Origin of the sequence: Algibacter miyuki (assembly GCF_030409805.1) — a bacterium.
Taxonomy (GTDB): domain Bacteria; phylum Bacteroidota; class Bacteroidia; order Flavobacteriales; family Flavobacteriaceae; genus Algibacter; species Algibacter miyuki.
Genome location: NZ_JAUFQP010000010.1, coordinates 866,409 through 880,720, shown reverse-complemented (window position 1 = coordinate 880,720; position 14,312 = coordinate 866,409). Strand labels below are relative to the sequence as shown.

Below are 14,312 nucleotides of genomic sequence, written 5' to 3'. Positions count from 1 at the left end.
AGCTTACATAAAAAGCTTATCTATTAATGCTTACTTTTGATGTATAAATGCATGTTGTTATCAATGAAATTACAAACCCAAATACCACTAAAGCCGAGAGAAAACAATCAAATAGATTATAGTTCTAAAATGTTATTATTGGGGTCTTGTTTTGTTGAAAATATTGGAGCGCAGTTAGAGGCATCTAAATTTCAAACGACTATTAATCCGTTTGGGATTTTATTTCATCCAAAAGCTATCGAGCGATTGGTTTCTAATGCTATAAATGGTTATCAGTATGCCGATGCAGATGTGTTTTTTAATAATGAACAATGGCATTGTTTTGATGCGCATTCAAAATTAAGCGATACATCCAAAGGCGAGTTGTTAACGCGATTGAATAATCAAGTTGAAGCTGCTCGAGAGCAATTAAAAAATGCTACACATATTATTATTACTCTAGGAACTTCTTGGGTTTATACTGAAATTGAAACGAGTAAAACGGTTGCTAATTGCCATAAAGTGCCACAAAAAAACTTCAGAAAAAAAATACTATCTGTTGAAGAGGTTCTAAATTCTTTACAGATGGTTTTAGCGAATATCAAATCTGTTAATGCTAAGGCTTCTGTTATTTTTACAGTGTCTCCAGTACGGCATATAAAAGACGGATTTATTGAAAATACTCAAAGTAAATCAAATTTGTTAGCGGCTATTCATCAAGTGCTAAGCGAAAACGTTATTTATTTTCCTTCTTTTGAAATTATGATGGACGAACTTCGGGATTATCGTTTTTATAAGGAAGATATGTTGCACCCTAATGAAACTGCTATTAAATATATTTGGGGAAAATTTCAACAGGTTTGGATTTCTAGTGGTGCTTTAAAAACCATGCAAACGGTTATGGATATTCAAAAAGGAATTCAGCATAAACCTTTTAATCCAAATTCAGAAGCTCATTTTAAGTTTCTTCAAAAGTTAGACGTTAAGAAGGAGCAAATTCAAACCTGCTATCCTCATATTTCTTTTTAATATTTTATTACTTAATTATCATCTAATTAGTGAGTTGGATTAATTAATGTTCACGAAGTTGTCTTAACTGTGTAAAACAGCTTAGTGATTTGTTGAAAATTTCCACCAAAACAAATGAGGTATTTTTAATCCTTATTTTATTCTTTTAAAGTTTAATTTTTGGCTTCGTACTTAAACCTTATTTAATGACGTTTTGTCGAAAAATTAGTACAAAATTATGAGATTGAGTTAGATTTATCCTGCTATTAATCAGTTCATTTAAAAACACCCCAATTATAAAACTTTAGTTAGTTTTGTGAGGGGTGTTTTTTTTTGCTATGTTTTTTGACCGTTAATTAAACTAAGCGTAACCTTTATGTAACATGTAAAACGAAGGTTGTGTGTATATTTGTACCGTTAGCAAGTGTTAACATAAATGACATTAGTTAGGCTTTATTGTCGAAGTAAACTGATGTTTTTTTATTTTAGCACTATGCGAAAAATTCTATTCGGTGTCATTATTACTTTAGTGGTATTATTCACCTTTAAATATTGTGGCGATAAGCAAAACGAGAACATCGTACTTCAAGAAAACTCGGCGCTTATCCAAGAGCAAATAAAAAACGTTGGTAAACTCATTGTTACCGAAGGCCATTTTAGTGAAGTGTTTAATTATAAAAACTCCAAAGCTATTTTTGGTGATTATTTTACTTCTGAAAAAAAGGCGTTAGTGGTTGTTAATGCTGATGTTACTGTGGCTTACGATTTAAGTAAAATAGAGTTCAATGTTAACGCTTCAACCAAAACACTAACCATTGTAAAAATTCCGAAGGAAGAAATAAAAATTAGCCCTGATTTTGAGTATTATGATATTCAGGCAGATTTTTTAAACCCTTTTGAAGCTAAAGATTACAATGCTATAAAGGTGATTGTGAAAAAATCTTTAGAAAAAAAGTTAGAAGCTTCCGATTTAAAAAAGAATGCAGAAAACCGTTTAATTAGTGAACTGTCTAAATTTTATATTTTAACAAATTCGCTGGGATGGACGCTAGAATATAACAGTATGCCTATTACGAATAGCGAAGAATTACTGAAAATTAAATTATAATTTATTTTGTAAACTGGCCCAGCCACCGCCGTTCACGGTTTCAATATGGTGTGCTTTTAGAATTTTTGCTGCTTTCCCCGATCGAACACCACTGGCACAACAGGTAATTATGGGTTTGTTTAGGCTTTTTAAATAATCAATTTTAGATTCAATATTTGGTAGCGGAATATTTTCCGAATTTAAAATAGCACCTTGGCTGTATTCGTTAGTGCTACGAACATCAATAATTATGGCACCTCGATTTTTAAAATCTGTAATTGTTTTATTGTTGTTTCCAAAAAGAAAATGTAATAGTCCCATATTGTTTTTATTTATGCAAATATCATGATGTTTTAATAAAGTAATGTAACCTGTGTTACTTGATATTTTTGTGTATATTTCAATCCTAATTTATTAGAAAGCATGAAATCTTACGTTACATTAAATATAGAAAATAAAGTTGGATACATTGAGTTTTATCATCCAAATAAAAACGCGATGCCTAGTGATGTTTTAGAATTATTAGCGAATATTATTAAAGCTGCAGGCGATAATAAAGATATTCGAGTTCTAGTTTTAAAAAGCGGCGGAGATCGCACTTTTTGTGCAGGGGCAAGCTTTAACGAAATTATTGCTATTGACAATGAAGCCGATGGTTTTCAGTTTTTCTCAGGCTTTGCAAATGTAATTAATGCAATGCGAACTTGTCCGAAACTTATTATTGGGCGTATACAAGGTAAAAGTGTTGGCGGCGGCGTTGGTTTGGCAGCGGCAACCGATTATTGTTTGGCAACTCAATTTGCATCCATAAAATTAAGCGAATTAAGTATTGGTATTGGGCCATTTGTGATAGAGCCAGTTGTTTCTAGAAAAATTGGGAAAAACGCCATGTCGCATATTACTATTAATGCCGAAACCTTTTTTTCTTCGGAATTTGCAAAGGAAAAAGGGCTGTTCTCTGAAGTTTTTGAAAGTATCGAGCTTTTAGACGAAGCCTTGGAAACTCTAGTTACTAAACTAGCAAGTTATAACCCCGAAGCTTTGGCTGAAATGAAAAAGGTGATGTGGGCAGGTACCGATCATTGGGATACTTTACTTAACGAACGCGCCAAAATTAGTGGCAAATTGGTGCTTAGTAAATTCACTAAAAAGACATTGAAACGCTTTAGGTAGTTTTTTACAGAGGGTTTTTAATATGGCTTTTTCGTGTAATATTTAACCCGTCATCAATTAAATGTCCTAGTTTTGGTAGGTTTTGTTTTACGGTTTCCAAATGGTTTATAACGTTCTCGCAAAGTGTTTTTTCATTTCCAGCGAAAGCCAATTCAAAAATTTCAATGCATAAAAGCCAGTCGTTTGGGTGGTTTTCAATAAGTTCTTCTAAAATTTTAGATCTTGAAATCGTACGGTTTGTACCATCTCTAAAATCTCTTATTTGTTGATATAGCTTTTCTAGCTCTAATTGTTTTTTAGATTTTTTAGTCCGTATGGTTTCTGAAGTGGTTTTGTGTGTAATTAAATCGAAACTATTTAAATCTGCAGGGCCAGAAAATGCTGAAACAATACGTTTTCCAACGGCCATGTCATAAATACCAAACTCGGGTTTAAATAGAATGGTGTTATTAAAGGTTACTGTGCAATTTTTAAAGCTAATCAGTATTATTTTTCCTTGCAAATTACGTTTTCCGGTGATGATTTCTCCCGAAACTGTAATACCTCCTTCAAATTCTAATGTCGTAGTTTGGCCTTCGAAAATTCCGTAGGCACTTAAATCACGCGGACTCATATCTTCAATGGCTAAATTGATACCTTTTAATTTCCCGATAGGGGAACCAAAACTGTCAGGATGTGCAGCGGTGCCATGTCCCACCAGTTCTTTTTCACGATACGCTAAGGCTGTTTTTTTATTGGTTTGTATGTAAATAACTTGTCCTTCAATAGCTTTTACTTCAGAAAAAACACCTGAAATTTGAAGTCCTGTACTCAGTTCTATAGTTCCTAATGCTTCTGATTGTATTAATTTGGTAACACCTGGAAGTCCTCCTTTTCGTACTGCCATGGTGTTAGCGAATTCTTCCAAAATCAAACTTAAATGTGCGAAATTTGGAGTAACGTAAAGTTGAGGTTGTGGTTTGGTAATATCGAAATCTTGGTAAGTGGCATCTATGGTGTAGGGACGCTTTTTTACTTCATTCGTCATGCACCAAGCGCTTTCTCCAATAGAAGATAGTAAGCCAGCGCCGTAAATTTTCGGGTTTTCTACGGTGCCAATTAAGCCGTATTCCACCGTCCACCAATGTAAATTTCTAATAAGCGCCATTTCACTGGGCTCTCCCATGTTGTTTTGTAAGGTTTCTACTTTTTTTTGAGCCGCATCAATGTCGTTTTCGTTGGAATTTGGAGCTTCTTTTATAATTGATAAATGTCTAACGGCTTCATAGAGCTCGTAATCTTTAGCAGACGAAATGGCTTTACAGCCAATCTCTCCAAAGCGGCGTAAGTACTCAGCATATTCCGGATTTGCGATAATAGGAGCGTGACCGGCGCCTTCATGAATAATATCCGGTGCCGGTGTATATTCAATATGTTCTAGTTGTCTGATGTCGCTGGCAATAACCAAAATATTATAAGCTTGAAATTCCATAAACGCATTGGGCGGAATAAAACCATCTACGGCAACGGCGGCCCAGCCAATGTTTTGTAAAATACGGTTCATGCCGTACATATTCGGAATGCTATCAATAGAAATACCGGTAAGTTTTAAGCCTTCTAAATACGATTGATGTGCTACAGATTTTAGAAAATCAACATTTTTACGCATTACATAGCGCCAAACAGCCTGATTTACTGCGGAATAATCACTGTAATTTTGCGGCTTTATAAACTGTTTTAAATGTTCCGGCAAACGATTTAAAATAGCATTTGATTCTATTGAAGGATTCATAAGTATTGTTGGTTGTAATCTTGTAAAAATACGAATTATTCAGTAATTATTGGTTTTTGCAATGTATTATTGAATGGTTTAGGGGGTATTCGCACAATAATGTGGGGTGTAAATTCAATAATTATAACGGATGTTTCTGTATATTAGGGGCTTAATAATTGAAGTTGTGAAATGAGTCGTAAAAATATGGACTATCAGTATATAATTGAGTTGTGTAAAATAATAGCAGTAGTATTAGGAGTTTTAAGTGCTTTAGTTGGAGGTTTTGGGCTTTGGGCATATTTTAAAAATAAGCAAGTAGAGCAAGTCGTAGAGTTGGAGGCGGTTAAGAGAAATGAGCATGTTATGTCTAATGTTGAGAATAATACGGTTGGTTTAATTGAAAATAAAAAAGATGTTTCCATGATTAAGGAAGAAGTCTCTAATTTAAAAGCTCAGCTTCGTGAATTGCTTGATGAAAGAAGGCAGCAGGTTGAGGAATATTTGTCACGGGAGCAACAAGATGAGATAATACGTAATAGGTTTAATGTTAGTGGTGCTGACATAGAAATGTTAATTGAAAAAGCAACTCAGAAGTCTGAGACTTATATAACTCAAGCAATGGGTTATGAGTTAAATTATGATTATGGAATGGCAGAGCTTTGTTATATTAAAGCGTTAGAAGTAGCTGTTCAGCCAGTTGATAAAGCTGATATTCTTTTTAGCTTGGGAGGTGTTTATTATCATAATGGAGATCACTTAAAGGCTACTCAATGTTACAAGGATTCAATTGTATTTTATGGGGATGTTGAATCAAAAAGTGCTGAAGATTTGTGGAATTTGAGTTATATATATAGTAGCTTAGGAATTATAGAGAAAGAAAAATCAAAGTATTTAAAAGCTATTGAGTTTTATAAAAGGGCGTTAAATCTAAGAGAGAAACTGGTGGATTTAGATTACGATAAATATGTAAGCGATTTAGCAAAAATCTATATGAATTTTGCTGTAACTTATGGCCATATCCGAGAGTCTGATAAGGCAATAGCATTTAGTTTGAAAGCTATAGATATATTTAAGACTTTAGATTTTGCTAATGAAATTGACACTAAATTGCATTTCGTTTCTTGTTATAGTAATTTAGGAAATATATATAAGAATCAAAATGATTTTGAGAATGCAAAAGACTCATTTCAAAAAACCTTAAAAATTCTGGGAGATCCAGTTGGGAATACATCAGCAAGATTTGCAGAAATTTATGCAGGTATTCATCTTAATTACGGTGAAGTATTGTATGAGTTAAATGATAATGAATTGGCTAGTTTTCATGTAAATATTGGAGTGAAAATTTTTGATAACTTATTTAAAATTTCCCCTAGTCGATATCGTGTTAAATATCTTGGGTCTTATTATTCCTTGGGAAAGGTTTTAAGACAAGGAAGACGCTATAATGATTGTATTTTATTATTAGAAAATTTAATTAAAAACCAAGCATCTGATTTGTTAAAAGATAAGTATGATCTCAAAATGATTGAAGCTAATATTTACTTTTTATTAGGGCAGAGCTACCATGAGTCACGAGTTGAAAAAGGAGTTAGTCTTAATTATTTTAAGAAAGCATATGCTATTTATTCAATGTTTTCAGAGTCTTCCGAAGCTGAAATTTGGAAACAGCAGTCAATGAACTATATAGATTTAATTAATAAAAAAAGCGATTCAAAATAAATGAATCGCTTTTTCTAAAAATATAAATTTTCTATTTCGCTTCTGGTGGATATTTCGCCATAATTTCAGCAACAAACTCCTTAATACGTTCGTCTTTTTTCTCCATTTTTTGAGTTAAATACCCCGATCCCATACCTTGCCAAACCAATTCTTTTTTATCGGCATCAATAAGGTCTATATATAAAACACCTTGTGTAGAGGTTGATACTGTTGGGCTATTGTTGTAACCCCAGCCCCAACCTGGACGAAAATTACCATAACCACCCCAGCCCCAAGCGCCCATGCCCCAAGAATTATTGTAAACATCAACACGTTGACTTGCTTTGGTGAATAAACTAATAAGTAAGTCTGGGTTTTCCGATTTTGTGAACCCTTTTGCTGTAAGTTCGGCTTCGATAGCACGTAAAATACGGCGTTTATCTAAGTCACTAATTTCAGCTTTATCAATACCTGTTTTAAAAAAAGCAAAGGTTTTGTAATTATTAAAGTTGGCTTCTTTGTCGTAATCGGCGGCAACTTTTACCGAACTACACGATGTTATTACTAGTAGTAAGGCAAGTAGCGGCAGTGTTTTTAATAATGTTTTCATAAGGAAGGGTGTTAAATTTATTTTTTAGTTTACATCTTTTTTAATCAATATAGTTTTGATTTTTAAGTTTGTCTTGGTAATTAATAGCATCAACAATCGTACCAATAAACCGCTTTAAGTGCTTATGCTTTAGTTGAATTGCTTTTTTTATTAAAACCATAAGGACAATGTCGGCAACCGCTTTCGCAACAATATTCCCTTTTTAGTAAATATTGGGCGGTAAAACAACGGTAACCTTCGGGGGTCCAGTAAAAATCGCCTTCTTCAATAGGAATTATTTTTTTCATAGTAAACAAAGATAATGTAAAATGAAATTAATGTTTTCTAAAATTGTCATAAATTGGTTTGATTTTTGAGGCGCATAACTTATGATTTTTATTTCAAAATATATAGTTCCAAAAGGGTATGCAGGTGTCACACTTTTTCCGTTTATCTTTTTGAAACAGCAATCTATGACTACAAATACGGTTTTGGTTAATCATGAGAAAATTCATTTAAAACAGCAGTTAGAGTTATTGGTTATCCCGTTTTATATGTGGTATGTTCTCGAATTTATATACCGCTTGTTTCAGTATAAAAAGTGGCACATGGCGTATAAAAATATTTCGTTTGAAAAGGAAGCGTATTCCAACGAATCGACGCTAGATTATTTAAAACAACGTCCGTTTTGGGGATTTTTAAAGTATCTTTGAAGTTATGATTTTTCAACTCGAAAACAGTCTAAACGAACAGATTAAAACGCCTAAAAACAGTGGCGTAACTCTGTGTTTGAAACGAGAAGATGCCATTCACCCCTTTGTATCGGGTAATAAATACCGCAAATTAAAATACAACTTAATAGAGGCTGAGAAGCAAGGCTTAAAAACCTTGGTTACTTTTGGTGGCGCATATTCCAACCATATTGCGGCAGTGGCTTCTGCAGGGCAATTATTCGGTTTTAAAACAGTAGGTGTTATTCGTGGCGAAGAATTAGCTAATAAAATCGTCGGTAATGCTACATTAAGTTATGCACAATCTTGCGGTATGGAATTCAGATTTATTTCTCGTGAAGCCTACGGAAATAAAACAACTCCAGGGTTTTTAAAATCTTTAGAAGCCGAGTTTCAGAAAGCTTATTTTATTCCGGAAGGCGGTACAAATACATCTGCCATTAGAGGGTGCGAGGAAATTTTAACACCTCAAGATGCTGACTTTGATTATATATGTTGCGCTGTTGGAACTGGCGGAACTATTTCTGGCCTTATTAATAGTTCAGAAAAAAGCCAACAAATTTTAGGTTTTCCTGCACTAAAAGGTGACTTTTTACAACAAGATATTAGTAAATTTGCAAACCAAACTAATTGGAGTTTAATTACGGATTATCATTTTGGTGGTTATGCAAAAATAAATCCCGAATTAGTCAGTTTTATAAATGAGTTTAAAGTAACCAATAATATTGCTTTAGATCCTGTTTATACAGGAAAGATGATGTTTGGAATTGCCGATTTAATTCAGAAAAACTATTTCCCGAAAGGATCGAAAATATTAGCAATTCATACAGGGGGCTTACAAGGTATATCAGGTATGAATACTGTTTTGAAAAAAAAGAATTTACCATTAATTGAATAAAGAAATGAATAAGATTTTAGTGTTATTATGTTTAGGTTTTGTGCTGTTTAGTTGTAAATCGAAAAAAGCGATTGTAACGAAAAAAAGACATCCTAAAACTGAACGTGTTGTAAAAAAGGTTGAAGAAACTAAAGCAGAAAAAACAATTTCACCAATAACAAAAACTTACGCATCGGCAACCGAAGAATATATTGATACGTATGCTGATGTTGCTAAAAACGAAATGTCACTTTACGGTATTCCGGCAAGTATCACGTTGGCACAAGGTATTCTAGAATCGGGTTCTGGAAACGGGCGTTTGTCTACAGAAGCTAATAATCATTTTGGAATAAAATGTCACGAATGGACAGGGGCGAGAATCTATCATGATGATGATGAGGAACAAGAATGTTTTAGAAAATATGTAGATGCTAAATATTCATTTCGCGACCATTCTTTGTTTTTAACGCAAAGAAAACGTTACGCCGGACTGTTTAAGTTGAAATCAACCGATTATAAAGGCTGGGCCAAGGGATTGAAATCGGCAGGATATGCTACCGACCCAAAATATCCGAACAAATTAATTAGTTTAATTGAACGTTACGATTTGGATGAGTATGATGGTGCTAATGGGAAAACGGCAGAATTATATCGTCCATCTAATCCTGATTTAAAGCCAAATGATTTAGATTCAAAAAGATTTGCAGCGGGCGAAAGTCATATTGTGGTTAAAGGGGATACGTTGTATTACATTTCTAAAATCTACGGACTTAGTGTAGACCAGTTAAAAACACTAAATAATTTAAAAGATAATAACATAAATATAGGACAAGAACTGCAAGTGAGTCCAAATTAAGACATATGATTTATAAACGAAGTAGCGCCTTGTTTGCTGAGGCCGAAAAAGTAATTCCTGGTGGTGTAAATTCTCCAGTTCGCGCATTTAAAGGTGTTGGCGGAACACCCATTTTTGTAAAAGAAGCTAAAGGAGCCTATTTATATGATGAAGATGGAAACCGATTAATTGATTATATTAATTCTTGGGGACCTATGATTTTAGGGCACGCACACGAGCCTGTAGTAAATGCGGTTATTGAAAAAGCAAAAAAAGGAACCTCCTTTGGAATGCCAACAGAAATAGAAACTCAAATTGCAGAATTAGCAGTTTCTATGGTGCCAAATATTGATAAAATACGTTTTGTAAACTCAGGAACGGAGGCTTGTATGAGTGCGGTACGCTTGGCACGTGGTTTTACTGGGAAAGATAAAATAATAAAATTTGCGGGTTGCTATCATGGGCATTCCGATTCGTTTTTAATTCAAGCGGGTAGTGGTGCTAGTACTTTCGGAACACCTAATAGTCCAGGTGTTACGGCGGGAACAGCTCAAGATACTTTAATGGCGAATTACAACGATATAGAAAGTGTGAAAGCTTTGGTTGAAGCTAATGAAAATGAAGTTGCTTGTATTATTATTGAGCCAGTTGCTGGAAATATGGGCTGTATTCCTCCTAAGGAAGGCTTTTTAAAAGCACTACGTGATCTATGTGATGCCCATTCGATTTTATTGATTTTTGACGAGGTGATGACGGGCTTTAGATTAGCAAAAGGTGGCGCTCAAGAATTGTTTAATATTAAGGCCGATATTGTGTGCTTTGGAAAAGTGATAGGTGGAGGTTTACCTGTTGGAGCTTTTGCTGCACGAAATGAAATTATGAATTATCTAGCGCCTCTTGGTCCTGTGTATCAAGCAGGAACTTTGAGTGGAAACCCATTAGCTATGGCTGCTGGTTTGTCTATGTTAACTGAGCTGAATAACCAAAGTGAAATATTTACAAGCTTAGCTGAAAAAACAGCTTACCTGCATAAAGGAATAGCAAAGGTTTTAGATGATAATAAAATTGTACATACTATAAACCGTGTAGGTTCTATGATTTCTGTGCATTTTGACGGTGCAGAGGTCGTCGATTTTAAAACAGCAGCTAACGGAAACAATGATACGTTTAAAGCATTTTTTCACGGGTTGTTAAATGCTGGGGTATATATTGCACCAAGTGCGTTTGAAACTTGGTTTATAACAGAAGCTTTAAGCTACGACGATTTAGATTTTACCATAGCAGCCGTAGATACTGTTGCTAAAACATTATAAAACCATTCGATATTTTTTTTCGAGTTTATATAAAATAAAAGGGCTTTTCTAATTATAGAAAAGCCCTTTTTAACTAACAAATAGTAATCAATCAAACAAAGTTTTTAATCTTTTTTGTGGTCTTTATTTTTTCTATCTCCTTTTTTGCCACCACGTTTTTTATGGTCTCTTTTTTCTTGAGATTTTACCCATTTTTCATATTGATCGGCGTTTAAAATCTTTTTCATTTTTGCTTTTTCCGCTATCTTGTGGTCAAGCATGTCATTCATCATTTTTACACGATCTTCTTTTGAAGGCTTTTCAGTATTTTCAGCTTCTTTGTTCGCTTTGCGTTCGTCCATTTTAGCTTTTCGGTTAATGGCATTTTCTAAATTTATTTTTAGAATTTTAGACTGCTGTCCTTCATCTAAATCTAATTCTAGAGTCATTTTTTTAGTTTGCAATGTTGCCATTTCTTCAGGAGTAAGTGTCATCATTTTATCTCCTCTATCATGGTTTTTTGGTCCGCCTTGATTTCTTTGTGCTGTTGCTTGTAATCCGATGAATGCTAAAGCGATAATTATTAATTTTTTCATGTTGTTTAAGTTTTAAAGATTATTTGCTTCTAGGACTTGTGCATTTCAAAAAGGTTTAAAGGCGGTTTTTAGTTTAACTTGCTTTTAACAAAAAAAGGCTTCCTGTTATGGAAGCCCTTTTTTAGTAAATATGTGTTTTGAAATTCTTATTTCGGATCAAGAACTTGATTGATGTTTTTAGCAATATCTCTAAGGTGAATATTGGTTATTGCATTTCTAGATCCAATACGTGAGCGCACAAGGCTTCTTAATGTATTCAGTTCGGCACGGGCAATAGCTTTGATGTCCGAGTTGCCTTTTGATGTCATTAAAAAAGCTAATCTGTTAATGTAATCACGTTGTAAGTTTCTTTTATAGGTATCAATATTTCTACCCGTATTTAGTTCTTTCCAAACGCCGTTTCTTAAGTCACGCATCATCGAGGTTAATTGGTAAGCGTTGTTTCCGTTAAGCGATTCGTTTTCAATCATACGTTCCATTCTACTAGCGCTTAAAATGTTATTTAAGGTTCGTACTTGAAGTGTGTTGAGGCGCTTAATACTTCCTGAAGATTCAATTTTATTAGTTATTTCAGGATTTATTAACCATTGTGGTGTTTCGAATAATTGTTCATTTATGAATAGTAAACATTTTTTCTGATGTGCTTTATCAACATGGCTATAAACTGCACCTTCTTGATCGGCAGTTTTGTAGTTTTCATAAATACCACCAATGTTATTAGCGACATGCCCCATATAACGGTTGAACTGAGAATATACATGTCCGTACATGTTTTCTAAATCGTCGTAATCTGATGTGTTTTTGGTAGTCCATTCAATTAAGTTTGGTACCACGCGTTTTAGGTTTTTAATACCGTAAGTACTTGCTAAAACAGCATCATCTCCTAAATCTTCAGTTTGTGAGCTAGGATCGATTGTTTCTCCTTGTTGTTTTCCAAATCGGTATAGCGGATCTCCGTTATGCGCCATAATCCAACTGTCTAAAGTTTCTTTTTCTTCTTCAGCAGTTTTGTCTAAAATAGGTTTGTATCCCCAAGCAATAGAGTATTTATCGTAAACCCCAATGTTTGGGAAAAGCGACACACCTTTATCTTCGGGTTGAGCGATGTAGTTAAAACGCGCATAATCCATAATAGAAGGAGCGGTACCATATTTATTTGTGAATTCCGGGTCGCGTAAATCTTCAACTTTATAAGCAGCACTACTTCCCATGTTGTGTGGTAAACCTAAAGTATGGCCAACCTCGTGAGAGGATACAAAACGAATAAGTTCTCCCATAACTTCGTCTGTGAATTCAGAATTTTGGGCATCGATATTTGCAGCTGCTGTTTGAGTGAAGAACCATCCATTTACTAAACTCATTACATTGTGATACCAGTTGATATCCGATTCTAATATTTCTCCAGATCTTGGATCGCTTACGTGTGGGCCATTAGCATTTGGTATTGGAGAAGCTAAATAACGCACCACAGAATAACGTACATCTTCAGGAGTCCATTCTGGATCTTCTTCTACAGTTGGTGGATCTAACGCGATTATGGCATTTTTGAAACCAGCAGCTTCAAAAGCAACTTGCCAATCTTCGATACCTTGTTTGATATATTTTCTCCATTTAACAGGTGTGGCTCTATCTACGTAATAGATAATTTGTTTTTTAGGCTCAACCAGTTCACCACGCTTAAATTTTTCTAAATCTTCATCTTTAACTTCTAATCTCCAACGGTCTAGGTAAGTTAATTTTTTACTCTTTTGAACTTCTAAACCATAATCAACTTGATTACTTGTAAACCATCCTACACGCTCATCGAAATATCTGCGTTTCATTGGGTTTTTAGGCAGTAAAACCATAGAGTTGTTAATTTCAACACCAATAGTTCCTAAACTTGTGTTCGAAGGTGGCGCTGAAGCATAATATGTTTTTATATGGCGTGCTTCAATATTTAAAGGGTAACTTTTTATCGATTCGATATACGATTTGCTATCATCTAAGCGGGTTGCTTTATATTGTTTTTTTGTTCTAAGGCTAAGGCCGAGAGAGTTGACATCTTTTTTGTATAAATCTGTAACATCAATTACGGTTGCTGTAGAATCTTTGCTGAATGCTTTTATTGGGAACGTATATAAAATAGGTTCGAAATTAGAATTCACTACAGCTTCATAAATCGGAAGTGACTTATCGGCCACAACCTTATGAGATACCACGCGTAGTAATACTTTTTTATCTTTCTTTTCCCAGCGTAACACTTGAGTGTTTTCTTTACCACCACCAAAACCAAGTTGGCTAGCTGTTTTAGCAATACGAGTTACCATAAGCATTTCTCTATCGAAAAGTGAATCTGGAATTTCGTATAAAAAATTATCTTTTATTTGATGAATTTTAAATAAACCATCATCCGTTTTAGCTTCTTTGGTTACTATTTTTGAGTAGGGCTGTATTTGTTGTTTTTTCAACTTGTCAGCTTGTGCTTTTTTTGCAGCGAAGGCTTTTTTCTGTGCGTCGGCTTCTGCTGTCTTTTTTGCCGAGTTACACGACAGTATTATTGTTGCAACGAGTAACAATAATAATTTGGTAGTTTTTTTCAATGTGTTAAAGGTTTGTTGTTTGTGTTGTAAAAATATTTATTATTGTAAGATAATTAGTAGGAATTTAACTAATTAACAAAATTTTAGGTTAAATTCTGAAAGTGTTTTTAGC

14 protein-coding genes are annotated in these 14,312 nt (G+C 34.1%); 8 read left to right on the top strand and 6 right to left on the bottom strand.

All coding sequences use genetic code 11. From position 1 onward, the window contains the following. Positions 1–63: 63 nt before the first annotated feature. Positions 64–1,008, top strand: a complete 945-nt coding sequence (locus QWY92_RS11785; protein ID WP_290271469.1) for a GSCFA domain-containing protein — start codon at positions 64–66, stop codon at positions 1,006–1,008. A gap of 472 nt (positions 1,009–1,480) precedes the next feature. Further along, positions 1,481–2,095 carry a DUF4230 domain-containing protein gene (locus QWY92_RS11780; protein ID WP_290271467.1) on the top strand — a complete coding sequence of 205 codons (615 nt, stop codon included), beginning with the start codon at positions 1,481–1,483 and terminating at the stop codon, positions 2,093–2,095. Here QWY92_RS11780 and QWY92_RS11775 read toward each other — a convergent pair. Next, complete coding sequence (locus QWY92_RS11775) at positions 2,090–2,395, bottom strand: rhodanese-like domain-containing protein (protein ID WP_290271466.1); 306 nt, start codon at positions 2,393–2,395, stop codon at positions 2,090–2,092. The genes QWY92_RS11780 and QWY92_RS11775 overlap by 6 nt on opposite strands. Positions 2,396–2,497: 102 nt before the next feature. On the opposite strand from QWY92_RS11775, the gene QWY92_RS11770 reads away from it, so the two are divergent. Beyond that, positions 2,498–3,247 carry an enoyl-CoA hydratase/isomerase family protein gene (locus QWY92_RS11770; protein WP_290271464.1) on the top strand — a complete coding sequence of 250 codons (750 nt, stop codon included), beginning with the start codon at positions 2,498–2,500 and terminating at the stop codon, positions 3,245–3,247. 4 nt (positions 3,248–3,251) lie between these two features. On the opposite strand, the gene QWY92_RS11765 is transcribed toward QWY92_RS11770, so the two are convergent. Continuing rightward, the gene (locus tag QWY92_RS11765) at positions 3,252–5,018 is read right to left on the bottom strand and encodes an aromatic amino acid hydroxylase (RefSeq protein WP_290271462.1); all 1,767 of its coding nucleotides are present in this window, start codon (positions 5,016–5,018) and stop codon (positions 3,252–3,254) included. A gap of 186 nt (positions 5,019–5,204) precedes the next feature. Here QWY92_RS11765 and QWY92_RS11760 point away from each other — a divergent pair, with 186 nt between their 5' ends. Next, entirely contained in the window at positions 5,205–6,719 is a 1,515-nt protein-coding gene (locus QWY92_RS11760; protein ID WP_290271460.1) for a tetratricopeptide repeat protein, read from the top strand. Positions 6,720–6,750: 31 nt separating this feature from the next. Here QWY92_RS11760 and QWY92_RS11755 read toward each other — a convergent pair whose 3' ends face one another. Next, a complete protein-coding gene (locus QWY92_RS11755) occupies positions 6,751–7,308 on the bottom strand; it encodes a DUF4136 domain-containing protein (protein WP_290271459.1) in 558 nt (185 codons plus the stop codon). Positions 7,309–7,430: 122 nt separating this feature from the next. Continuing rightward, on the bottom strand, positions 7,431–7,595 hold the full coding sequence (locus QWY92_RS11750; protein ID WP_290271456.1) for a C1orf53 family protein: 165 nt from the start codon (positions 7,593–7,595) through the stop codon (positions 7,431–7,433). Positions 7,596–7,760: 165 nt separating this feature from the next. Here QWY92_RS11750 and QWY92_RS11745 point away from each other — a divergent pair, with 165 nt between their 5' ends. Genes QWY92_RS11745 through hemL form a run of 4 tightly spaced genes read left to right on the top strand, consistent with a single transcriptional unit; the run spans position 7,761 to position 11,043 of the window. After that, positions 7,761–8,000 carry a hypothetical protein gene (locus QWY92_RS11745; protein WP_336622096.1) on the top strand — a complete coding sequence of 80 codons (240 nt, stop codon included), beginning with the start codon at positions 7,761–7,763 and terminating at the stop codon, positions 7,998–8,000. Positions 8,001–8,004: 4 nt separating this feature from the next. Next, positions 8,005–8,916 (top strand): 1-aminocyclopropane-1-carboxylate deaminase/D-cysteine desulfhydrase, encoded by a 912-nt coding sequence (locus QWY92_RS11740; RefSeq protein ID WP_290271453.1) that lies wholly within the window; start codon positions 8,005–8,007, stop codon positions 8,914–8,916. A gap of 4 nt (positions 8,917–8,920) precedes the next feature. Beyond that, positions 8,921–9,751, top strand: a complete 831-nt coding sequence (locus QWY92_RS11735) for a glucosaminidase domain-containing protein (protein WP_290271452.1) — start codon at positions 8,921–8,923, stop codon at positions 9,749–9,751. 5 nt (positions 9,752–9,756) lie between these two features. Then, positions 9,757–11,043 carry a glutamate-1-semialdehyde 2,1-aminomutase gene (gene hemL, locus QWY92_RS11730; RefSeq protein WP_290271451.1) on the top strand — a complete coding sequence of 429 codons (1,287 nt, stop codon included), beginning with the start codon at positions 9,757–9,759 and terminating at the stop codon, positions 11,041–11,043. A 104-nt stretch (positions 11,044–11,147) separates the two neighbouring features. Here hemL and QWY92_RS11725 read toward each other — a convergent pair whose 3' ends face one another. Continuing rightward, a complete protein-coding gene (locus QWY92_RS11725) occupies positions 11,148–11,618 on the bottom strand; it encodes a DUF4890 domain-containing protein (protein WP_290271450.1) in 471 nt (156 codons plus the stop codon). Positions 11,619–11,764: 146 nt separating this feature from the next. Further along, positions 11,765–14,200, bottom strand: a complete 2,436-nt coding sequence (locus QWY92_RS11720) for a zinc-dependent metalloprotease (protein WP_290271448.1) — start codon at positions 14,198–14,200, stop codon at positions 11,765–11,767. Positions 14,201–14,312: the final 112 nt, after the last annotated feature.